Genomic DNA, 22208 nt, shown 5'->3' on the forward strand with positions numbered 1-22208 from the left:
CGCGATCAACAACCTGTTTGACTGCTTCGATTTTAAACTCTTCGGGATAACGCTTACCGCTCATGGGCACCTCTCTTTAAGCCATCTTAAATGACTCCGAGGTGTCTGTTAAAGCCGTGGCGATTCAGAGTTTGATGACCCGGCAGTGGCAGAGAAACTCTACGGCGGCGCCTTTCCCCTGACAGACATCACCGTCATCCCGGACGATGACATCATGAATCACCGCAGCATGGCGGCACTCACGCTGCTGCAGAAGCATATTCACCAGCGCGACATGGCCGCGCTGACCGACCGGCTGGCCACGCTGCTGATGGCGGACTATCTTTCTTCATCTCAGGTGACGGTGCTGATACACTATTTACTACAGGCGGGAGAGTCAGCCGACTCTGAAGCCTTCGTTCGCGAACTGGCACAGCGTGTGCCGCAACACGGAGACGCACTCATGACCATCGCACAGCAGCTCGAGCAGAAGGGCATTGAGAAAGGACGCATGGAAGGACGCCAGGAGGGGATTGAGCTTGGCGAGCAGCGAGGCATTGAAAAGGGCGAGCGCGAAGCAACCCTGAAAATTGCGCGAACCATGCTGCAAAATGGCCTTGACCAGAATATAGTCATGCAGATGACCGGCCTGACAGAGGACGAGTTGGCGCAGATTCACCATTGAGCAGTCATGCCATTTCCGAGCCATCTCTTAGGTATCCAGATACGCCTTCTGATGCTGCCGATTCGTTTTTGGAAAAGATGTCTAAGAAATTACCCTCGCTGTCTTTTTCTTTCCAGCCTGGCAGGAATGTGATCATCGGCGATAACGAATCCGGCAACAGCAGTATGGTGCTGGACCTGGTACTGAGCGACAGCCGACATCGGATTAAATCGCTGGGCATAAAGGCATTGCTCTGTCAGCAAGCATATCCAGGCTAAACGTCTGCATTCAGCGATCATATGTGAAGTTCGCTTAATGCTATTTATGTTGAATTTGTGCAGTGCAGATATTATTAATAATCTTTTGGCCCACTATATCTTTAAGATTGATTTGGAAGTTAAAGTCATTTTATGTATGTTAAAATATAAGTTATTTAAGAGTTCATCCTGGGTAATTCTAAGAGATATTATAATTTTATAGAAGCAATTACTGACTTATTGAATTGATTAATGAGTTTCTTTATTGCAGAGGTGCTAATTTAGAGAAAAAGAAATTAAGAGTTGGATGTTAGTTTTTATCAATTGCCACCAACTAAACTTTTTTTGGTTAAGATAAAATCTATAATTAACACAATTAGTTAATGCAATATCAAAGTGTATTTCCTGTTGATTTTTAAAGGTTTTAATGCTAGATTCAAAAGTTGAAGGAATTATTATTTTTGGCATTTTTCCTTTTGCTCTAATGAGTTAGGAATTAAGCCACGTCACGGTGGAATACCAGATGAATTTTAAGCTTGAAAATCAATCGGTTAACGTGGTTTGGGTGGCTCCAGTTAGCCCCGATCTTTTTGTGCCGACTTGGTTTGAAAAATTTGAGTTAATCAGAGAAGAGGATTTAAAGGCAGCTAAAGTAACTACTCAGGAGTCGGGTATAACTGTTGATTTTGGATGGTTGGAAATAAAAGCCACTCCACATAGGGTTATATTTAAATTAGCTCGTGCTGGTTTGGAACCATCTTTTTTAGATTTAATTTCATCTACAATTTCTCTTCTGGTTACGACCCCAACTTATGCATTTGGTATAAATACTAACTATTACTATAGTTTTGATACAAGAGAAAATTATGACAAGCTTGGAGATTTCATAGTTCCAAAAGATATTTGGAAGGAAGAGAATAAATCCAAAATACTTAAGGATGATCCTACTTATCATTTCGGAATAAGAAAGCTCGTCATGGAAATAGCAGATGTTAATTCTGCTGATAATTGTATTTATGACGAGAATATTAATCTGACATTAACTCCTCGATTGAATTTTGAAGATGTTAAGTACGGGTTGATGGCAGGTTTTAATCATGATTACAAAGTGACAAAAGAGAAAAACCAAATAGAATTTACTAAGCTTTTTGTAAGTATTTTAGAGAAAGCGTTTGATAATGCAGTAAAAAATGACGTCAAAACATTGGAATCACTTTTTACTAGGATATTGTCATGAGCCAAGATACAGCTAATAGCATATTTAGTGGGAATAAAATTAGTGTCGAAAAAGATTCTAGTTTTTGGCATCCTATTTTAGAAAGTGTAAGATCTGCGAATAAAAACAAGGATGGTGAAGGGAACATTGCAAGTGCTTTATTCGGTGAAAGTGTTACACCAGATAATCTATCGGCTATCGATGCACCAGTAATTGATATCGGTTTAGATGAAACATATTTAGAAGGTGGGTTGACTTTAAAAGGCAAACTAAAAGAAGCTAAAGCAAAAGCTAATAAGTTTCTAAGTTCTAAAACCATAAGTCTGACCAAACACTTGGATTCATATGGTGTTATAGATAATATATCAAAAACTAAAGAAAACGGTATATATGAAATCTATGCAAGAATTTATGATATAAGTGACGATGAGTTTATTGATGAAATTTCATTTTTAAGCTCGGAGTTTACACCATCTGATAGAAAACGTATCAATGAGAATGCAGTTTTTTATTGGCATGTTGGCGTTGAAAAAAACATATTTGGCCAAGAGAAACACGTATCTGAATTTCGCTTAAGGCGAATTGCAACTAGATAAATTTTATAGAATATGAATGAATCTGTTCTGTTTGGTAAGGGCTATGGTGAGTCAAATCTGGTGCGTCTCTCACAAGATGACTGGATGATAGTTGATTCATGCACTAATGAAGATAAAAGACCTGCCGCGCTCGATTATTTAATTACACATGGCTTTGACCCTGGTGTGTGCGTTAAGGTTATTGTAATAAGTCATTTTCACAATGACCATATTAAAGGGCTAAGCGAGATAATTGAGTGCTGTAAGTCATCTACAGTATGGCTAAGTAATGCTCTGAATACAGAAGAGTTTAAACAATACTTGTCAGCTATATCAGCTCCAGATGACAAATTTTCTGGCACAAGAGAAATAAGCAAGATAATGTCTCATTTTGGAGCTTTGCATAAAGCTGGTCGGCTAAAATATGCTCTTGCTGACAGATGTCTTTATAAAAATCATGATGGCCTAGAAGTCATATCATTATCTCCTTGCGATCAAGATATTGCTGAATCAAATGTTAATTTTGATAACCTGCGCAAAATTGGGAATAATGTCCCCGGAAACACAAATTCCGCGCCATTAATCAATCCCAATAATTATAGTGTAGTGCTCAGGGTTTATAATCCGCATATTCAGCATGAATTACTTTTAGGTGCTGATCTTGAAGTAAGAAAAGGTGCAGGTTGGGAAGCCGTTTGTGACTGTGTTTTGAGTCCGAAACCTAACAGAATAAATCTATTTAAACTTCCTCATCATGGTTCAGAAACAGGCTATCATGAAAGAACGTGGCTTGAGCTCATAAACCAAGCGCCGCAATGTATTTTAACTACTTATAATTCATCTGGATTACCTAGGGAAGACATGCTGAAAAAGTACGGTGAGCGTGCAAAAAAGATATTTTGCACTTCTCGCCCGGCTCATTTTAAAACCGTTAGTAATAAGAAAGATATACTCAAGAGTATTGATAAAAGCAATTCAAGTGCACAATTCCATACAAGAAGGAGTAATTTTGGGTATTTAAAGGTGGACGATTATTTATCAGAAACTCCAACGATAACTCCTTATGGTGATGCGTTGGAAATAATTAATAATACTGAATTAGCGCCAACTGTATCTGCAGGCTAAATTTTGGAGAACAGCGAATTGATTAGTTAAGTTCGCTGTTCTTAAGATTAAGTAGTAGCAAAACCTCATTATATTCCCCTCTTTCTTACTTAATAACTTCATATAATAGGGTTTATATGAAGCTGGGATCCTTCCGAGGATCCGGGTATGATGGGGATCCGGCCTGCATGGGCCCAGAACGAACAAGAATGCGGTAGCGCTGCGTGAATTCTGCAGGGGTAAGACCCTGCTTTCTTCTCAGAATTCACGTAGCGACGCCAGACGGATAATCGGCGGAAACATGACACATACGGCACTACTGCCGGGCCTGACCGGCCCGGAGGACGGCGACATCACCGGCCGGCTGCGCGAATTCGTCAGCGATCGGGAAGCCTTCTCGGACAATACATGGCAGCAGCTGCTCAGCGTGATGCGCATTGCCGGCCGCTGGGCGGCAGAGCACGGCCGGGCGCTGCTGCCGATGGCGCCGGCCGATCTGCGCGATTACCTGCTGTGGCTGCAGGCGTCCGGACGCGCCTCATCCACCATCAGCACGCACGCCGCGCTCATTTCCATGTTACACCGTAACGCCGGGCTGATACCGCCTAACGCATCGCCGCAGGTATTCCGGGCGGTGAAGAAGATCAACCGCACCGCTGTTATAGCCGGCGAGCGTACCGGTCAGGCCATTCCCTTCCGCCTGCATAACCTGCTCTCGCTCGACGCGCACTGGTCAGTCTCCGATCGTCTGCAGCAGCGGCGCGACCTGGCGTTTCTGCACGTGGCTTACGCCACCCTGCTGCGTATCAGCGAGCTGGGCCGCCTGCGGGTGCGTGACATCTCGCGCGCGTCGGACGGCCGGGTTATCCTAGACGTGGCGTGGACCAAAACCATTGTGATGACCGGGGGGCTTATCAAGGCACTGGGCGACCTCTCCTCGCAGCGCCTTACGGAATGGCTGACGCTTTCGGGGCTGGCCGGCGAACCCGACGCCTTCATCTTCGGTCCGGTTCATCGCTCGAACCGGGCAGTCGCTGCGACTGAAAAGCCGCTTTCCGCCCGGGCGCTGGAGGATATCTTTGCCCGCGCCTGGCTGGAAGCCGGCGATGCCGGCAGTGTGCGGCCAAACAAGAACCGCTACCGCGCCTGGTCCGGTCACAGCGCGCGGGTCGGCGCCGCCATTGATATGGCCACGAAAAAATACAGTACCGCACAGATCATGCAGGAAGGAACCTGGAAAAAGCCGGAAACAGTGATGCGCTATATCCGCCACGTTGACGCGCACGCGGGGGCAATGATCGATCTGATGAAGCAGTTCGACTGATTTGCGACATCAGATGACGTAAGTGACTAGTGCTGAGTCTCAAGATGCGGGCAAGGCACAAAGCGGAGCCGTAAAACGGAAAACCGCGACAGATGAGCGTTTAACTCCTTATGCGTGAAACCGTACTCACCGCAGCAAAAATGTGGCTGGTTATCATCGCCCGCGCCGCTATTACATATAAACCTCTTCTTCTCCAAGGTAAGCCATCGCATCAAGAATGGATGACCAGCTAACCTGTCTGGCCAGCGGAAAGTTGTATATCCTCATGCCGTTGTTAAGAAATACGTCGCACGTTTTTGCCCCGGTATGCATCCTGATCTCCCGGATGAGGCTGCGTGCCGTCAGCTGGCACGCCCGGCGATCGCTGATATCCAGCAGGTTCAGATCCGCTGCCGTTGCGCAGTTACGCATCTGTCGGACGCCAGCCATCTCTCCCTCCAGTCTTTTTATCTCTCCGGAAAGGCTCTTTGCCCGCTCACAGAGTTCAGTCACGTCCGGCGTGATTTCAATCGCCCTGATGACGTTGTGCAGACTTCCGGTCAGCTGCAGATGCCGCGCCGTCAGCGGCCGCAGCGTATCTTCAGCTGAAACGCGCCCGCTCGTGGCGGATGCCCCCTGCACCAGACCACTTATCAGATAACGATCGGTCAGGTCCCGGCGTATCGTGACGGCTTCACAGCGGTTCTGCCGGCGCATTGAGCAAACGTAGTAGCCATAGCCCTTTACCGAGATTCCGGTCAGGATCACCGCATGACCGCAGAGGCCGCACCGCATCAGCCCGCGGAAAATATTGATGAGGTAAGGGTTAAAATTACCATCCCTGCGGCTTTCCGGTTCCCGGTACATCAGCTGCGCGCGCGCGAAATCCTCTTCGCTAATGATTGGCGGGTAGTAACCGGGTATTTCCTCCGCCTCTGTCGCGGTGCACTGATGTGACGGCACGAGATACCCTATTACCGCCTTTTTTCTGACCAGTCGTTCAATGGATGAAGAGTTCCACTGTGATACCTTCCCCTTCAGATTCTCCTTTCCCTGCGCGTTCAGCGCGCAGCTGATCCTGACAAAAGACATGCCTTCAAGACGCATGCGGAAAACTGAGCGGATTACCTCTGCGCGCTCTTCCAGCACGTCAAAGCCGTCGCGGGCAGCGTTAACCTTCAGCCAGTAGGGGCACTTTGCTGTCATGATCGTTCCCGCTGCAGCAGTCTTTCGCTTTTCCGCCCAGGCGGCGCGCATGCGCCTGGACTTCATTTCGCTTTCCTCATTCGCCCGCTGGGCAATCAGAATCGCCCTGATAATGGCAAAAGGGTCGTCCAGTGAACCGCGGGTGTAAAGTAAATTATCGCTGAGCGTGACGACGTCAATGCCGGCTTCCAGCACCGCCCGCAGACGGCCGGTGGCGTCGCCGATTTTCTCGCGCGACAGCCTGTCGAGGCTTTCAATCAGCAGTACTGTACCGCTCTCGACGAGCCCCCGCTCAACCGCTGCCATAAAAACGGCGAAGGCACCCCGGACGGCGTGTTGGCCACGCCATGCGCTCAGCCCCATGTCCTCGTAGGTAACAGGATCAAGGTAATAGTCGGGATTGTGGCTGAGCCATTCACCGATAAGTTTTTTCTGGCGCCTGGCTGAGTCACCTTTCGCCTGCTGCAGCGAGGAAAAACGAAGGTATGCAATCGCCTTTTTCATGGAAACACCACCTGAAAAGTCAGTTCAAGACGTGCAGCGTACGCGTGTCGTGCAGTCTGACTACAGCATCTTTCCACCGGTAAGATTAACGGTACAGTTCCGGCAAAACTGTCGTTCGGCTCAGATTTTATCGCTGACTTTTATTTCTCACGTAAATGATTTCATTTGCTGACATCTGGATGCCTTACGCTTTGATGTACAGGCATAAAAAATAAAATAGGAATCAGTTAAATCATTTTATTTTTTCAATTCGAGATAGTTAAGTTATTAACTCATGATTTTTCTTCATTAGTTCAATTTATTTACTATCATAGTTAATTTTGAAGGGTAAGGCTATAGTGAAAATATGTTGGCAATTTGTATAAAGCCCTAATTTAGTTGACTAAAGGATTATAAATGCCAGCATCTAGATGTGAGGGTTTGAAACCCTAAGAAATATTCAAGCGCTAGCACTATAACTTTATGAGGGTTCGATTAAATATACTGTGTGATGGGAGTGGGTTATCAATTTCCCCTCAAAAATTATGATTCAATTTTTGTGCAACTCATATGGAGGCTGAATGCGAAACACTTTAACACATGAATGGGATAAGACGTTCCCAAAGAGTAATCAGGTAGTACATTCTAAGGTCACATTTTATAACCGCTATGGGATTCTTCTAGCCGCAGATTTATACCAGCCAAAAGAAAAACTTAAACGCGCTTTGCCCGCTATTATATTCAGTGGTCCGTTTGGGGCTGTCAAAGAGCAATCCTCTGGACTTTATGCTCAGACTCTGGCTGAAAGGGGCTTCATTACTCTTGCTTTCGATCCATCCTTTACAGGCGAAAGTGGTGGAAATACACGTGATACCGCATCACCTGATATCTATACAGAAGATTTCAGCGCCGCAGTAGACTATCTTGGTCTTCAGCCGCTGGTTGATCGTAACCGGATTGGTGTCATGGCAATCTGCGGCCTGAGCGGCATGGCAATAACTGCTGCAGCCAGCGATTCCAGAATCAGGGCAGTTGCAACTGCCTCCATGTATGACATGTCTCGCAGCATTAGCCTGAGCTACCAAGACAGTTACACCCAGGAGCAACGACACAAAATCATTGATTATGTCAGCCAGCAACGCTGGGAAGATACGGAAAACCATATGCCGTCCCGGGGCTATCATGAAATTCCTTTTGACGATAACGGTAACATAATCAAAAGAGATCGTCTTTTTCCTGCAACGCTTCCAAAAGATGCCGATCCGGTAATCGCAAGTTTTTATGACTATTACTGTACTCTGCGTGGATTTCACTCACGTTCAGTTAACTCAGTCACGGCTTTTACCGCTACTACACCCGCTTCCTTTTTTAGCTTCCCTTTGATGTATAATCTTGAGCTGCTTTCGCCACGTCCATTAATGCTCATTGCTGGAGCAAATGCACATTCTCTTTATTATTCCCAAGATGTATATGAAAAGGCTACAACATCTAAAGAGCTGGTTATTATCGCTGATGCCGATCATGTAGATTTATATGATAAAACAGAAAAAATACCATTTAGTAAGATTGAACGTTTTTTCAAAGATAATCTTCGCTCACAGTGATAATTAGCCAGAGCAGCTGAAAGTTCGGGCGACATCAGGTTTTTCCTGACCCGTCCCCAAGAACTGTCTGGCTTGAAGGACACAAAGCTTATTTATTATCGACGATATGCATTTATTTTCATATTAGGAAAATTGGTTTTTTGAGCACCTTTATACATACCTTCTGGAGCAAGAAACATCATGAAATCAATACCAGCTGCTTTTCTGGGACTCGTCCTGTCAGCTCCCGGTTTTGCACAGACAACGCACGGAGAACATCCTATGCCTGCAGACTCATCATCTGTTTCGACCGTCTCACCGGCCCTGCAAAGTTATATTCAAGACGCTATTGAGGGTGACCTGTGGAAACGCCCACAGCTTTCAGCGCGAGATCGTAGCGTCGTGACCGTTGCAGTGCTGATAGCCCGTAATCAGACATCTGAGCTTTCGACAGAGCTGAACAGAGCTATTGATAACGGTGTTAAACCCGGTGAAATCTCAGAAATCATAACGCATCTTGCATTCTATTCAGGTCTTGCCAATGCCAAAAACGCTGCAACCGTGACAAAAAACGTTTTTGCCGCCCGGGGTATTGGCGCTGAGCAGCTTCCCTCTGCTGCACCCTTACTTTTACCTCTTGATGAGGCAGCAGAGGCAAAGCGGGTTGAAGTAGCCGAGAAAAGTGCTGGCTCCGTCTCGCCCGCATTAGTGAAATATACTACGGATGTCCTTTTCAGAAGCCTCTGGCTACGTCCCGATCTCAGCCCTCGAGACAGAAGCATGGTCACAGTTTCTGGCCTCATCGCCAATGGTCAGGTTAACCAAATCGGTTTTCACCTCAATAAAGCCATGGATAACGGCCTGACCCGCGAACAGGTCGGTGAATTAATAGCTCAGGTTGCGTTTTACGCAGGCTGGCCTAACGCATTTTCCGCAGTTCCGGTTGTTCAGGATGTACTGAAAAGCCGCAACAGTTGAGGAAAATCTTTTGCATGCATTTCTGATACAAGGAATATTCAACATGAGGAATTTATTAATGGTCACTACATTGGCATCAATGGTTATATCTGGCAGCGTTAATGCCGCTGAGGGGCAGGATATCGTGGTTACTCCGGCAGGCTCAGTAGCTTCAGCAAAAGGCACCCCTGATAATTTCACCGGGCATGTAGTCATCGATCTGCTCACGCCCTCATCCTTAAAAACTCCGGCGTCATCTGGTCAGGTAACATTCGCACCAGGTGCCCGGACAGCATGGCATACCCATCCGGCAGGGCAAATGCTCATCGTGACTGCCGGTAAAGGCTGGATTCAGAAAGAGGGCCAATCCAGAAGTGTTATCAATACCGGGGATGTAGTCTGGATCCCGGCAGGCGTAAAACACTGGCACGGTGCCACTGATACCACCGGCATGAGCCACATAGCTGTCACTTATTTGCAGGACGGCAAAGGCGCTGACTGGCTTGAGCCCGTAACAGATCAGCAGTACAGCGAAAACTAAACTCTGGCTGGCCGGCCAGCTTCGGCCAGCTTTATTGTACGCCTATTTTCTATTTTCTGTAGCGAAGCGCTTCAGTGAGTGCCGTAAAAGCGGGAGATGCATGATGCCGGTTGGGATAGTAAAGATAAAAACCGTCCCAGAATGGAGACCATTTTTCCAGCACTCTGATGAGTTTGCCGTTCTCAATGTGTGGTAATGCGATTTCTTCAGGAACATAGGCGAGCCCATGCCCTGCGATCGCAGCATCTAGCACATGAAAAATGTGGTTAAAAGTAATCTGGCCATCCACTCGGATCTTAAATTCTTCACCATTTTCTTCAAACTCCCAGGTATAAAGGGCACCCGAAGTAGGAAAACGATAGTTTATACAGGTATGTGAAATGAGTTCCTGAGGGTTAACAGGGATAGGATTTTTACTGAAATAAGTCTCTGAACCTACTACAGCAAAGCGAAAATCGGGACTGATACGGACCGATATCATATCTCTTGCGAGCTGCTCACCCATACGAACGCCTGCGTCATAACGTTCCGTGACAATGTCAGACAGACCGTTATCAAGCATAAGCTCGATTTTAATATCGGGGTAAGCCTGGAGGAACTCATGTATTTTTGGCCAGATCACACAGCTAATAGCATAATCCGGTGCATTTATACGGATAGTACCTGAAGGCTTATCTTTCAGTTCATTAAGCGCCTCCAGTTGTACTTCAATTCCATCAAAATGGGGTCCGATACCCTGTAACAATTTTTCTCCCGCTTCTGTAGGCGAGACCGCTCGTGTAGTACGTGTTAGTAGACGCACTCCCAGCCTTTTCTCGAGATTTCTGATGGTATGGCTTAAAGCTGATTGCGAAATACCGATTTTTGCTGCCGCCCGGGTAAAGCTGCGTTCCCGGGCAACGGCAAGAAAAGCCAGCAGGTCATTGATATTGTCACGAACCATAAAACACCTCTCTGGTCTGTTATTCTGAGTTAAATCCCGATCTTCAGGAACAGCTTTTTACAGCTGACACTGACGCCTGGTCCGATTGTTGTGTTCAGGAAAAAAATCCCTGCCTTTATTTATGCAAATTTTACATGATTACATCCAGTATTCAGATACTAATTTAATTATCAAAACCGCCCTATCATTATGTCTCGTATGCTCCGCCTTTCCCGAGGACTAAAATGAAACGCAAGTTAAAGCTACAAAACATGCTGTCCGCGTTCGCTGCCTCTGCCTGCCTGCTGATAGCAATGCCGGCCATGGCTGCCGATGATTTGACTGTTCAGACCACTACCGGACCCGTTACAGGAGTGGTTCACAAGGGCATAAACTCATGGCAGGGACTGCCTTATGCAGCACCTCCCGTCGGCCCCCTGCGCTGGCAACCGCCTCAGCCGGTAAAACCCTGGAATACACCAGTGAAAGCAAATGCGCTGGCATCAAGCTGCGCTCAAAATGCTGACCTGGGTGAATTTGCGAGCGCGGGAGGAAGTGAAGATTGTCTCTACCTTAACGTTTATCGCCCGGCAGATATCCAAAACAACAGCAAAAAGCTGCCTGTGTTTGTCTGGATCCATGGGGGGGGCCTTCAGGTAGGGCAGGGGGGAGATTATGATCCTTCAAAACTAGTAACACAGGGAAAAGCTGTTGTAGTAACTCTCAATTACAGGCTGGGTTTGTTTGGCTTTTTGTCCACCCCTGCGCTTGATGCGGAAGGGCATGATTCTGGTAACTACGGACTTATGGACCAACAGGCAGCTCTGCGCTGGGTTCAGAAAAATATCTCCGCGTTTGGCGGCGACCCGGCCAACGTAACAATTTCAGGTGAGTCCTCTGGTGGTAACAGCGTCATGGCTCATATTGCTGCACCAGGCTCAGCAGGCTTGTTTCAGCATGTAGTGGCGATGAGCGGATCGGGCATTATGTCACGTCATCCAGCTTTTGGTGCCCCTCGTCCTCTTGCTGTGGCACGGGAAACCGGTACTGAATTTGCCAAGGCGGTAGGATGTGATGCCAGTGATGCAGCTTGTCTGCGAGCGGTGCCGGCAAAACGTATTCTCGATGTTCAGCCTGCCTATGCGATGAATGAATTTATCATCGACGGAAAAGTTTTACCGATCCATCCAGCAGATGCCTATAAAAGCGACAAGATTAACCATGTCTCGCTAATTAACGGCACTAACCGCGATGAAGGCCGTTTCTTTGTCGCACTTCCAGAGCTGTTAACTGAAAAAACCATGCAGGAAAGTGATTATCCTGTCTGGATTGGCCGTCAGTATGGTGAAGCGTTGAAATTAAAAGTACTGGCTGAATACCCGCTGGCGAACTATGACAACCCAAGTGAGGCTTTCGCTGCAGCCGCTACTGACAGTATGTTCTCATGCCCGGCACGAGCAATGAACCGTACGCTGGCAGATAAAATTCCTGTTTACGCCTATGAATTTAGCGATCGCACCGCACCGTCCTATGTAGGTCCGACTACATTTCCGCTCCTGGCGGCGCATACTTTTGAACTCGCTTATGTTTTTCCTGGTTTTCATGGCGCAAGCAGAACGCAGCTTAGCCTGAACCCTCTTCAGGTAAAATTATCCGACAGTATGGTCAGCTATTTTGTCTCAATGTCAAAAATGGCCTCGCGTGAGAAGGCATGGCCTCGCTATAGCTCCCGGACCGATAACTACATGACCTTTGCATTACCGGAGGCCAGGATGATTTCAGGACGCTTCTCTGATACCCATCACTGTGCGTTCTGGGACCAGCAGGGTCTTTACTGATTTTTCCTCCAGCTGTTCCCCTGTGGCCGCAGCATACGCTGCGGCTTCAGAACGACAATGTAAATCCCTATCCTTTACACAGAAAAAAAGGAAATCTGTTATGCCAGACAATTTTGGTTTTACGACCACAACTGAAGACGTTCTCAGCGGTATCTCACTTAAGGGTAAGCGCGTTCTCGTAACTGGAGTGTCTGCTGGCCTGGGTATCGAGACTGCCAGAGCCCTGGTTGCGCACGATGCTGAGGTTGTTGGCACAGCTCGCGATCTTAAAAAAGCTGAGAAGGCTACAGAAGAACTTCAGAAAAAGGCTCAAGCAGGAAACGGTCATTTTGAAATTGTCCAGCTTGATCTTGCTGACCTTAAAAATGTCAAAGCGTGTACGGAAGCACTGGTAGAGAAAGGACAGCCTTTTGATATTGTTATTGCTAATGCTGGTGTAATGGCGACACCGCTATCCTTCACAGCTGACGGACTGGAAATTCAGTTTGGTACAAATCATGTGGGACATTTTGCACTGCTTAAAGGCATAACGCCACTGTTGCATGAAGGTTCCCGCGTCGTTGTTCTCTCTTCAGCGGCTCATCATATTTCTGATGTAGATCTGGACGACATCAACTTCGAACATACACCTTACGACCGCTGGCTGGCCTACGGCCGTTCAAAGACGGCCTGTGCACTCCTTGCTCTTGAGTTTGACCGTCGTTATCGGGGACAAGGAATTCGTGCTGTGGCTGTACACCCGGGCGGTATACAGACTGAACTGCAGCGTCATTATCCGGCGGAAGAAGAGGCCGCGCTGGTTGAGTCAATCAATAAGGCAAACGCTGCTGCCGGTCAGCCTCCCTTCCGTTATAAAACAATCCCTCAGGGAGCTGCGACATCGGTTTGGGCTGCGGTATTTGCTGATGCAGACGAAGTAGGCGGCCGCTATTGCGAGGACTGCCATGTGGCCGAAATTGATGACAGTGAAGGCATTCACGGTGGCGTACGTTCCTATGCGTGTTCACCTGAGCGGGCTGAAGCGCTGTGGGAAAAAAGCGAAGCAATTTTACGCGAAAAAGTCTGACGGTTTAATGCAGGAATGTATCTCTGTACCCTCAGGCAGCCAGACATATGTGAGGAGTGATTTATGAAATACCGGACGCTGGGCAGTCAAGGGCTAACCGTTTCGGAATTAGGCCTCGGATGTATGGGACTTTCTTATGGATACGGACCGAGCCAGAGTAAAGATAAAGCCATTTCGCTGATCCGTTCAGCTTATGATCAGGGAATAACTTTTTTTGATACCGCTGAAGCCTATGGCGCGGATAATGAAGAGTGGCTGGGAGAGGCCGTTGAGCCTTTCCGTAACAAGGTAGTCATTGCGACAAAATTTGGCTGGAAAAACGGCGATGCCAGCCACGGCGAACTTGACAGCCGTCCGGAACGCATCCGGTTCGTTGCCGAACAGTCGCTCAGGCGCTTACGCACCGACTGCATTGATTTATTTTATCAACACCGTGTTGACCCCTCGGTTCCAATTGAGGATGTGGCCGGGACGGTAAAAGATTTGATTGCAGAAGGTAAGGTTAAACATTTCGGCCTGTCAGAAGCCGGTGCCAGTACTATCCGACGTGCTCATGCAATTCAGCCAGTTGCTGCGCTGCAAAGTGAATACTCAATGTTTACCCGAGACCCTGAGCGGGAAGTTCTTCCGGTGCTTGAAGAACTGGGTACAGGCTTCGTGCCGTTCAGCCCGCTTGGAAAAGGCTTCCTTACGGGCAAGGTAGGAACAGATACCAAGTTTGCTCAAAATGATATTCGCAGCACGCTTCCACGTTTTCAGGGAGACGCTTTTGCGGCTAACCAGCAACTCGTACAGGCACTTTCTGATTTCGCTGCTGAAAAAGGATGCTCACCAGCTCAGCTGGCTCTGGCATGGTTGCTGGCTAAAAAGCCATGGATTGTTCCTATTCCCGGAACAACCCGAGCAGAGCGCCTGCAGGAAAACAACGGGGCCGCTGAAATACAACTTAACCCGGCTGATATGCAGCAGATCGAAGACATTTTCCAAACCTGGCCTGTTAAAGGTGAGCGTTACCGGGAAGCCGCTATGAAGCTGGTTGGCCGATAACTCACCGTAATTTATTTCATATTAACCCGACCCGCCGCCTGCTCGTCTTATCGCGGGTCGCTCACCTGCAAAAGAATAATGATGACAAACAAAGAAAATACAGAACTGAGCCCGCCAGACGTTGGGCATCATTCAAATGAAATACAACAAGCGAACTGGGGTGGTGTGTTTGCTATTACACTTTGCGCCTTTGTGCTTGTCGCATCAGAATTTATGCCCGTCAGTCTGCTGACACCTATGGCCGGTGCCCTGGCTGTCAGCGAAGGCATGATAGGGCAGGGTATAGCTATATCCGGTGCACTGGCTGTTCTGACCAGCTTATGCATACCTGCATTTGCTGGACGCAGGGATCGTAAATCTATTCTGCTGAGCTTAACCGTATTGATGGGCATTTCAGGCATAACTATCGCTATGGCATCCAGTTATGCCATATATATGCTGGGAAGAGCGTTAATCGGGGTTGCGGTTGGAGGATTCTGGTCTCTGTCAGTGGCTACAGCAATGCGGATGGTTAAGCCACATCAGATATCCCGAGCCATGGCTATTTTTAACAGTGGCAGCGCGCTGGCTACTGTTGTGGCCGCCCCGCTGGGTGCATGGCTGGGATCCACGATTGGATGGCGGGGTGCCTTTTTTTGCCTGGTTCCAATAGCTGCTGGCGCGTTTGTCTGGCAGTGGATCTCACTACCCACAATGAAAAGCCCGACCGGAAATCATCAGTCTGGAAATGTTTTTAATGTCTTAAAAAATAAACAGATAGCATGGGGAATGGCCGGATGTGGTGCTTTCTTTATGGGGCAGTTTGCCCTGTTCACCTATATTCGACCTTTTCTTGAAACCATTACCCGGATTCATGATGCATCACTATCGCTGATATTGCTGATGATAGGGCTTGCAGGTCTCCTGGGAACAAGCCTGATCGGGCGATTCCTGACGTCAGGTCTGTACAGGACGCTGGCGATTATCCCTTTCCTGATGGCTGGTATCGCAGTCATGCTAACCCTGTTTGGTGACAAAACCATTCTGGTCGTAGCGTTACTTGCACTCTGGGGCTTAGTCGCGACAGCAGCACCGGTAGGATGGTGGACCTGGCTGGCTCAGATTCCTCATAACGCAGAGGCTGGAGGAGGATTGATGGTAGCAATTGTTCAGCTGTCAATTGGTCTGGGTTCAACGGCAGGAGGCATGCTTTATGATACTGCTGGCTATCAGGGCACGTTTCTGGCCAGCGCAGCAGTGCTTTTGCTGGGAGGGATCGTGGCAATAGTAACATCACAAATTGGGCTTAAAAGATAAAGCCAGGCACTGTCTGTCAGGTCTCCTGACGGCACTAAATTCCAGGGGGCTTTAAGATGAAGTCAACTGTAATTCAGAGTGTTAATGAATCACATAATCAGCACCATTTCGCATCTACCGGCAGCTAAATATCGGCAGCCGGTATTGTTTGTTCCCCTGCCTCTGTCAGTGAAAACGCGCTCGCAATGAAAATCTCGATGACGAAGTTTCTAAACCGGACTATAGGGTTTGAGATCTTGAAGAATAGTATTATAAAAATTTCTATGCCAGACGTGACAGCAAAAACCTTTATATATTTAACTTTGAAAAAGATATTCAGAAAAGAGGGGGTTATTCTCTTTATCAATCGAATTCACGATTAGAGTTTCATGAATTAAGAAAAGACTATTCATTGCCGATATAAAACTTGTGCCGAGGAGGTGGTGGTTTTATTTAACATGGGTTTAAAGATGGGTTGAGGGCCATTGCTTTTCACAATGATAAGGTCTTCAAAGGAAAGTTGATGCATCGACTGATATTATATTCTTAGATGTTTTAGGTGCAAGCATGCAAGGAACCCTCTATGTTTTAATCTGATGAAATAAGTTGTTGTTTATGGTTATCGCTTGCTTTGCTTGCATCAAATAGAAATTCAGAATGCAATTCGAGATAATTTTGGGTTGATGTATAATAAAATCATTTGCTTACGGTTAACAGACTTCAGCAGGACACAGAATGAACCATATTTCTCTGGACAGACTTACTGGTCTAATCGCTTTCTCTAGAGCCGCATCGCTTGGCAGCTATACTGCCGCTGCCCGCGCCCTTGCCATTTCACCTTCTGCCGTTAGCAAAAGTATCATGCGGCTTGAAGAACGACTGGGGGTCAAATTATTTAACCGAACAACGCGTTCAATCACCCTGACGTCAGAAGGCAGTGAGCTTTTTAAGCGAACCCTACGTCTTTTACAGGAAGCAGAGGAGGTAGAGCAGATGGTGCTTGCTGCACGTACTGAACCTTCCGGCTCACTGAAAATCACTGCGCCTTTTTCTGTTGGCAGTCAGTTACTGGCGCCCCACCTACCGATTTTTATGGAGAGGTACCCTAAAATTGCCATTGATTTCCGGCTTAGTGATACTTTTACTGACTTAATGGAAGACAGTATCGATATTGCTCTTCGTATCGGGCCTGTGGTGGATTCCCGGCTTATTGCCCGAAAACTTGCAACAAATATTGTCTGTACGTTTGCTGCTCCGAAATATCTGAAGCAGAGGGGAATGCCAGCCAGCACAGAAGAGCTGCACTTGCACGACCTTGTCTGCACACGGTTTCAGAGTTCAGGGCAGCTTGTAAAATGGTTGTTCCAGGCTGAAGAAGAGATTATTGAGTACATACCCTCATCACGGCTGACAGTTACTGGTACTGACACAACCCTGGCGATCATATGTAATGGAGGTGGCATCGGTCTGCTCCCCTCCTATCTCGCATACCCATATGTGTCTCGCGGCGAGCTGGTTCCGGTCCTGCAGGGCATGTGGGTGGCCAGAAATGATATTACGGCTTACTGGCCGGAAAGCCGGCGCGGCAATCCAAATGTACGTGCCTTTCTGGAGTTTCTAAAGGAAATTTTTCCTGAACCCACGCCGTGGAACTCATTATTTACGCCTCCAGCTGAAACGTTCTTCGATTAACCTGAAAGAGAAACTCTGCCAATTCTGTCGGGAATACGTCAGATAAGGATTTAGTAAAAACGGGAATATATCAGCGAGTGGGTGATCTTCAGCGTTGAATCGAATTCGGTTGTACGTTTATTTATTTTTACCATCAGTGCCGCACCCAGCCACATGTTAAGCAGACTTCGGGCTAACTGCATAGACTCAAGCATGCTTACAATAGACCCCTCCCGCTTACCCTGATTGATCACAACCGCAAGTCGCGCGACGATTGACTGTATATTCTGATGATAAATTTCCGCTATTGCTTCAGACAGACCCGCGACCTCTGCTGACAGCATGACCATGAGGCTGGTCTGATAATGAACCGCATTTTGTTGGCTCACCTGCCAGTGATGGAAATATCGAAGAATACGCTCGTCCGCTCTAATACTGCATGTTAGTGACTGATTAAGACATCTGATGTGATTTTCGAAATAAGATATCAGCACTTCGCTCAGCAGGGCCTCCTTTGAAGGAAAATAATAGTAAAAACTGCCCTTAGATACGCCTGAGACTGACAGAATTTCGTTGACACCGGTTGCATGATAGCCCCGACGTACTATTAGTGTTTCAGCATTCAGCAAAATTCTGTTACGCGGGGAAATGTCATCTGAGTGTATGTTAGAAATATGCATGGTGTTAAATGAAGGTTTGGCAGGGAGGCATTTGTAATAAGTATACATCTCTAAAGGTAATGCTACTCCATTAATGAATCAAAACAGTTATTCCATTGTGTCCATAATAAATTCAATGCAATGCCTATGAAAATTACTTTATCGGGAATATATTTACTGATATCAGAAGTGAATAAATCAGGCGAATTTACAACGATCCGGCTGGCTATTTTATTTCCGTCGAATAATCTGAAGGAAAAAACGTGTCTGAAACAAATTCACGCCATGAAATACATCTGACGACCGCGATGGTGTTGCTGTACGCTGCCACTGGTGGGCTTGCTGTTGGCAACCTCTACTGGGCTCAGCCATTGCTACATGTTATCGCCGGTGATATGAACATCCCTGTCGGGAACGCCAGCATTCTCATTACCATTACACAGCTGGGTTATGCACTGGGCATTTTTTTGATTGTCCCGCTCGGTGATACGTTAAACCGAAAATATCTTATCCCATGTATCCTTTTCATTTCCGCACTTGCCTTGCTGGGCTGTGCCCTGTCATTCCGGTTCAGCATTCTGACTATTTTTATGGGACTTCTTGGTTTGACGACAGTGGGCGGAGGTATTTTAACACCATTTATCAGTGAGATATCCCCCGCCGCTCAGCGAGGGAAGGTTATCGGAACAATTGTGTCCGGTATGCTTGTCGGGATCCTGATATCCCGAACCCTGAGTGGATTTTTCAGTGAATATCTGGGCTGGCGCTCAATCTATTTCTTCGCCGCCAGCTGTTCGATCGTGTTGTCGTTAGTGCTTTTAGCCAAACTACCTGCAGAAAAAAACAAAGAACGGATAGCTTATGCGCCTCTGCTCGTCTCCGTTTTCAGGATCGCTGCGTGCCACCGAACCATCCGGACCACCCTGCTGCTGGGATTTGGTGTCTTCGCCGTCTTCAGCGCATTCTGGACGGGATTAACATTTCTACTGAGCAGTGCGCCATTCTCTTACACGACAGATGAAATCGGTCTGGTCGGGATCGCCGGACTGGCTGGCGCGCTTGCAGCCCGACGTGCAGGAGCGCTACATGATAAAGGCCGTTCTGTCGCGGCAACGGGTTATGCGCTCATCCTGGCCATTGCCTCACTTTCGCTGACGCTGTTCGCTGTCCACACTATCTGGATGATTATTATTGCGGTTATTTTCTTTGATATGGCTATCCAGACACTGAACGTGGTGAATCAGTCCAGATTGCTGGCACTGGATCCACCTAACAGAAGCCGGATTAATACAGCATTTATTACCGTTAATTTTATCGGCGGGGCTGTGGGCTCAGCCATGACGGGTGTGCTCTGGAATGTCGGTAACTGGTATGCCGTTGCCTGTGCAGGTATCGCCACACTCGTGGCAACTTTCCTGATCTGGTTTTTTTTACGTGGAAATCTTGTCAGCAGCTGAGGATGTTTCACGGCATTAACATGCAATGGATGCGCTTAATTATTGCATTAATACGATGTTCTGACTAAGAGGTTCTATATGATAAATCACTTCACCGCAACGTCCACTGCTGATGACGTTCTGAATAATATTGATCTGTCCGGAAAACGTGTTCTGATTACTGGTGTCTCAGCCGGACTGGGTGTAGAAACCGCTCGCGCTCTGGTTTCACGAGGCGCATGCGTGACGGGTACTGCACGTAATCTGCAAAAAGCAGAAGCTGCAGTTACTAAAATTCGCTCAGTTGCGCGAAATTCACGCGGGAGACTGGATCTGATTGAGATGGATCTCTCCTGTCTAAACAGTGTATTTGCTGCCGCAGACCGTCTGCTCGCCGCGCAGGACAATTTTGATGTCTTGATCGCCAATGCTGGGGTCATGGCTACACCGGAAGGAAAAACAGCTGATGGCTTTGAAACCCAGATAGGAACCAATTTCATTGGCCATTTTGCGTTTATCAAGCGACTAGTCCCGCTCCTGAATGCTGGAAGCCGTGTCATCCTGCTCTCATCGGCTGCCCATGCACTCTCCGATGTGGATACTGACGATCTGAATTTTGAGACCACGCCATATGATCCATGGCTTGCCTATGGCCGCTCAAAAACGGCTGTCGCTCTGCTTGCCGTTGAGCTGGAACGTCGGTACGGCAGTCAGGGTATCCATGCGGCATCTGTTCATCCGGGTGCAATTCAGACTGAGCTACAACGCCATTACAGTAAGGATGCAAATGAGGCTTTCATCGCGCAGATTAATGAAGCGAACGCGAAAAGAGGATTACCGCCATTCCAGTGGAAGACTCTGCAACAAGGTGCCGCCACGACCGTATGGGCGGCAGTTGTGGCCAGTGATTGCGATATTGCCGGTAAATACTGCGAGAACTGCCATGTTGCCGACATAAATGACAGTGACGGCGTAACCAACGGCGTTCGTTCCTATGCCCTGAATGCGGAACATGCGAGCATGCTCTGGAATAAAGCGGACCGCTTGGTAAATGAGAAGCTCGACACAGAGTAAATCAGGACAGCCTTTCGCCAGCTGACCAATACCTTACATTCATCTACCTCATTAGTTTCCCCGACACTACCGCGCAGAGGCTCGCTGGTAACTGGGGGCTATTCTCTCCCTGGAGATCGGAACAGTTGTCAGCAGAATGAGCAGGACGTTCTTTGATAAGTCCCGATCAGGTATGGCTATTGAGGTGAAATAGCTCGTGTCGGAATTATTGCTGATTTTTTTTCACAAGTGCATGCCAAACCTGAGGATTAATTTTGGCCGCTACCAGATCTATAACTGTCTCTTGATGAACTCAACAGGAGACAGAATGAAAACACGTAAACTAGGTCAGGATCTTCACGTATCTGCTGTGGGTTTCGGGTGCATGGGGCTCTCTTATGGATATGGGCCAGCGATAAAAAGGAATGACGCATTACAGCTCATTCAGGCTGCGTACCATGAGGGAGTCACTTTTTTTGATACTGCTGAAGCCTACGGCGCGGAAAACGAAATGCTCCTGGGAGATGCGGTTGCGCCTTTCCGCCAGAAGGTAGTGCTGGCCACAAAATTTGGCTGGAAGGACGGGAATGCCAGGACAGGGGAGGTTGACAGCCGACCTGAGCGGATCCGTCAGGTAGCGGAAAAATCCCTGAAGCTGATGAAAACGGACTATATCGACCTGTTTTATCAGCATCGAGTGGATCCTGCCGTTCCGATTGAAGATGTAGCGGGAGCCGTTGCTGATCTGGTGAAAGAAGGGAAGGTGAAACACTTTGGGCTGTCTGAAGCAGGATCTGAAACCATACGCCGTGCTCATGCGGTATTCCCGGTCACGGCCGTTCAAAGTGATTATTCCCTGTTTACCCGGGATCCTGAAGAACACATTCTGCCGCTTCTGAACGAACTCGGTGTGGGATTTGTTCCATTCAGCCCCCTCGGTAAAGGCATCCTGACGGGAACCATCACAGCAGACACTGTTTTTGAGGGCGATGATGTGCGTAATAGCCTTCCCCGATTCAGTGCCGATTCCCGGGATAATAATCTGCAAATCGCCTCAGAGATTGCTCGTCTGCCCACACGAATCAACTGCACGCCCGCTCAGCTTGCACTGGCCTGGTTATTGGCGCAAAAGGACTGGATTGTTCCTATTCCAGGAACAACCAAAATACAGCGTATGCAAGAAAATGCAGCCGCCGCTTCAGTCAGTCTGACGACGGATATCATGGATGAGCTTCATGCACTGTTGCTCAAAATGCCGGTGAAAGGGACCAGATATACCGAAAAGGATCTGAAACTGGTTGGCCGATAACCGAAAAATGAAGAACGGCAGGGACGTGTACAACGCCTCTGTTACGTTAGCCATACCTTAACGG

19 protein-coding genes and 1 pseudogene are annotated in these 22208 nt (G+C 47.6%); 17 read left to right on the forward strand and 3 right to left on the reverse strand.

The window, feature by feature from the left end; translation table 11 throughout:
* Positions 1–127 precede the first annotated feature (127 nt).
* The 6 genes and pseudogenes from C1Y43_RS19520 to C1Y43_RS19530 all read left to right on the forward strand — a co-directional run.
* A pseudogene (locus C1Y43_RS19520) lies at positions 128–664 on the forward strand (Rpn family recombination-promoting nuclease/putative transposase); the annotation flags it as partial.
* A gap of 77 nt (positions 665–741) precedes the next feature.
* Entirely contained in the window at positions 742–921 is a 180-nt protein-coding gene (locus C1Y43_RS23705) for a hypothetical protein (RefSeq protein ID WP_146068674.1), read from the forward strand.
* Between the two features lie 502 nt (positions 922–1423).
* The gene (locus tag C1Y43_RS19525) at positions 1424–2137 is read left to right on the forward strand and encodes a hypothetical protein (RefSeq protein ID WP_104189308.1); all 714 of its coding nucleotides are present in this window, start codon (positions 1424–1426) and stop codon (positions 2135–2137) included.
* Entirely contained in the window at positions 2134–2712 is a 579-nt protein-coding gene (locus C1Y43_RS23710) for a hypothetical protein (protein ID WP_146068675.1), read from the forward strand. The genes C1Y43_RS19525 and C1Y43_RS23710 overlap by 4 nt, the downstream gene beginning before the upstream one ends.
* A 12-nt stretch (positions 2713–2724) precedes the next feature.
* On the forward strand, positions 2725–3816 hold the full coding sequence (locus C1Y43_RS23715; RefSeq protein ID WP_146068676.1) for a hypothetical protein: 1092 nt from the start codon (positions 2725–2727) through the stop codon (positions 3814–3816).
* Between the two features lie 280 nt (positions 3817–4096).
* The gene (locus C1Y43_RS19530; RefSeq protein ID WP_104189310.1) at positions 4097–5119 is read left to right on the forward strand and encodes a tyrosine-type recombinase/integrase; all 1023 of its coding nucleotides are present in this window, start codon (positions 4097–4099) and stop codon (positions 5117–5119) included.
* A gap of 171 nt (positions 5120–5290) precedes the next feature.
* Here the strand turns inward: C1Y43_RS19530 and C1Y43_RS19535 are convergent, their stop codons facing one another.
* Positions 5291–6808, reverse strand: coding sequence for a recombinase family protein (locus C1Y43_RS19535; RefSeq protein ID WP_104189312.1), 1518 nt, complete (start codon positions 6806–6808; stop codon positions 5291–5293).
* A 560-nt stretch (positions 6809–7368) separates the two neighbouring features.
* Here C1Y43_RS19535 and C1Y43_RS19540 point away from each other — a divergent pair.
* From C1Y43_RS19540 to C1Y43_RS19550, 3 genes are all read left to right on the forward strand, one after another.
* Positions 7369–8391, forward strand: coding sequence for an alpha/beta hydrolase (locus C1Y43_RS19540; protein ID WP_146068677.1), 1023 nt, complete (start codon positions 7369–7371; stop codon positions 8389–8391).
* A gap of 180 nt (positions 8392–8571) precedes the next feature.
* Positions 8572–9348 (forward strand): carboxymuconolactone decarboxylase family protein, encoded by a 777-nt coding sequence (locus C1Y43_RS19545; protein WP_104189314.1) that lies wholly within the window; start codon positions 8572–8574, stop codon positions 9346–9348.
* A 43-nt stretch (positions 9349–9391) separates the two neighbouring features.
* Positions 9392–9868: a cupin domain-containing protein gene (locus C1Y43_RS19550; RefSeq protein ID WP_104189316.1), complete on the forward strand. Its 477-nt coding sequence runs from the start codon at positions 9392–9394 to the stop codon at positions 9866–9868.
* A 49-nt stretch (positions 9869–9917) separates the two neighbouring features.
* Here the strand turns inward: C1Y43_RS19550 and C1Y43_RS19555 are convergent, their stop codons facing one another.
* Positions 9918–10811 carry a LysR family transcriptional regulator gene (locus tag C1Y43_RS19555; RefSeq protein ID WP_104189318.1) on the reverse strand — a complete coding sequence of 298 codons (894 nt, stop codon included), beginning with the start codon at positions 10809–10811 and terminating at the stop codon, positions 9918–9920.
* A gap of 224 nt (positions 10812–11035) precedes the next feature.
* Here C1Y43_RS19555 and C1Y43_RS19560 point away from each other — a divergent pair, with 224 nt between their 5' ends.
* From C1Y43_RS19560 to C1Y43_RS19580, 5 genes are all read left to right on the forward strand, one after another.
* Positions 11036–12628 carry a carboxylesterase/lipase family protein gene (locus C1Y43_RS19560; protein WP_104189320.1) on the forward strand — a complete coding sequence of 531 codons (1593 nt, stop codon included), beginning with the start codon at positions 11036–11038 and terminating at the stop codon, positions 12626–12628.
* Between the two features lie 100 nt (positions 12629–12728).
* Positions 12729–13694 carry an SDR family NAD(P)-dependent oxidoreductase gene (locus C1Y43_RS19565; protein WP_104189322.1) on the forward strand — a complete coding sequence of 322 codons (966 nt, stop codon included), beginning with the start codon at positions 12729–12731 and terminating at the stop codon, positions 13692–13694.
* Between the two features lie 63 nt (positions 13695–13757).
* Positions 13758–14741, forward strand: a complete 984-nt coding sequence (locus C1Y43_RS19570; RefSeq protein ID WP_104189324.1) for an aldo/keto reductase — start codon at positions 13758–13760, stop codon at positions 14739–14741.
* A gap of 78 nt (positions 14742–14819) precedes the next feature.
* Positions 14820–16037: an MFS transporter gene (locus tag C1Y43_RS19575; protein ID WP_233209854.1), complete on the forward strand. Its 1218-nt coding sequence runs from the start codon at positions 14820–14822 to the stop codon at positions 16035–16037.
* 714 nt (positions 16038–16751) lie between these two features.
* Positions 16752–17708, forward strand: coding sequence for a LysR family transcriptional regulator (locus tag C1Y43_RS19580; protein WP_104189326.1), 957 nt, complete (start codon positions 16752–16754; stop codon positions 17706–17708).
* Positions 17709–17758: 50 nt separating this feature from the next.
* On the opposite strand, the gene C1Y43_RS24330 is transcribed toward C1Y43_RS19580, so the two are convergent.
* Positions 17759–18415 (reverse strand): TetR/AcrR family transcriptional regulator, encoded by a 657-nt coding sequence (locus C1Y43_RS24330; RefSeq protein WP_104189328.1) that lies wholly within the window; start codon positions 18413–18415, stop codon positions 17759–17761.
* Between the two features lie 194 nt (positions 18416–18609).
* Between C1Y43_RS24330 and C1Y43_RS19590 the strand changes: the two genes are divergently transcribed.
* From C1Y43_RS19590 to C1Y43_RS19600, 3 genes are all read left to right on the forward strand, one after another.
* Complete coding sequence (locus tag C1Y43_RS19590) at positions 18610–19803, forward strand: MFS transporter (RefSeq protein ID WP_199189160.1); 1194 nt, start codon at positions 18610–18612, stop codon at positions 19801–19803.
* 78 nt (positions 19804–19881) lie between these two features.
* On the forward strand, positions 19882–20856 hold the full coding sequence (locus tag C1Y43_RS19595) for an SDR family NAD(P)-dependent oxidoreductase (protein WP_104189332.1): 975 nt from the start codon (positions 19882–19884) through the stop codon (positions 20854–20856).
* A 307-nt stretch (positions 20857–21163) separates the two neighbouring features.
* Complete coding sequence (locus C1Y43_RS19600; RefSeq protein ID WP_104189334.1) at positions 21164–22144, forward strand: aldo/keto reductase; 981 nt, start codon at positions 21164–21166, stop codon at positions 22142–22144.
* Positions 22145–22208: the final 64 nt, after the last annotated feature.

Origin of the sequence: Pantoea sp. ICBG 828, from assembly GCF_002928355.1 — a bacterium.
In the GTDB taxonomy this organism is placed as follows: Bacteria; Pseudomonadota; Gammaproteobacteria; order Enterobacterales; family Enterobacteriaceae; genus Pantoea; species Pantoea dispersa.

Excerpts from the sequence above, each read along its gene's own strand:
- C1Y43_RS19550 (WP_104189316.1), top strand. The coding sequence starts at position 9,392 with ATGAGGAATTTATTAATGGTCACTACATTGGCATCAATGGTTATATCT.
- C1Y43_RS23715 (WP_146068676.1), top strand. The coding sequence starts at position 2,725 with ATGAATGAATCTGTTCTGTTTGGTAAGGGCTATGGTGAGTCAAATCTG.
- C1Y43_RS19530 (WP_104189310.1), top strand. The coding sequence starts at position 4,097 with ATGACACATACGGCACTACTGCCGGGCCTGACCGGCCCGGAGGACGGC.
- C1Y43_RS19525 (WP_104189308.1), top strand. The coding sequence starts at position 1,424 with ATGAATTTTAAGCTTGAAAATCAATCGGTTAACGTGGTTTGGGTGGCT.
- C1Y43_RS19570 (WP_104189324.1), top strand. The coding sequence starts at position 13,758 with ATGAAATACCGGACGCTGGGCAGTCAAGGGCTAACCGTTTCGGAATTA.
- C1Y43_RS19555 (WP_104189318.1), bottom strand. The coding sequence starts at position 10,811 with ATGGTTCGTGACAATATCAATGACCTGCTGGCTTTTCTTGCCGTTGCC.
- C1Y43_RS19560 (WP_104189320.1), top strand. The coding sequence starts at position 11,036 with ATGAAACGCAAGTTAAAGCTACAAAACATGCTGTCCGCGTTCGCTGCC.
- C1Y43_RS19575 (WP_233209854.1), top strand. The coding sequence starts at position 14,820 with ATGATGACAAACAAAGAAAATACAGAACTGAGCCCGCCAGACGTTGGG.
- C1Y43_RS19540 (WP_146068677.1), top strand. The coding sequence starts at position 7,369 with ATGCGAAACACTTTAACACATGAATGGGATAAGACGTTCCCAAAGAGT.
- C1Y43_RS23705 (WP_146068674.1), top strand. The coding sequence starts at position 742 with ATGTCTAAGAAATTACCCTCGCTGTCTTTTTCTTTCCAGCCTGGCAGG.
- C1Y43_RS23710 (WP_146068675.1), top strand. The coding sequence starts at position 2,134 with ATGAGCCAAGATACAGCTAATAGCATATTTAGTGGGAATAAAATTAGT.
- C1Y43_RS19580 (WP_104189326.1), top strand. The coding sequence starts at position 16,752 with ATGAACCATATTTCTCTGGACAGACTTACTGGTCTAATCGCTTTCTCT.
- C1Y43_RS19595 (WP_104189332.1), top strand. The coding sequence starts at position 19,882 with ATGATAAATCACTTCACCGCAACGTCCACTGCTGATGACGTTCTGAAT.
- C1Y43_RS19565 (WP_104189322.1), top strand. The coding sequence starts at position 12,729 with ATGCCAGACAATTTTGGTTTTACGACCACAACTGAAGACGTTCTCAGC.
- C1Y43_RS19600 (WP_104189334.1), top strand. The coding sequence starts at position 21,164 with ATGAAAACACGTAAACTAGGTCAGGATCTTCACGTATCTGCTGTGGGT.
- C1Y43_RS19545 (WP_104189314.1), top strand. The coding sequence starts at position 8,572 with ATGAAATCAATACCAGCTGCTTTTCTGGGACTCGTCCTGTCAGCTCCC.
- C1Y43_RS19535 (WP_104189312.1), bottom strand. The coding sequence starts at position 6,808 with ATGAAAAAGGCGATTGCATACCTTCGTTTTTCCTCGCTGCAGCAGGCG.
- C1Y43_RS24330 (WP_104189328.1), bottom strand. The coding sequence starts at position 18,415 with ATGTATACTTATTACAAATGCCTCCCTGCCAAACCTTCATTTAACACC.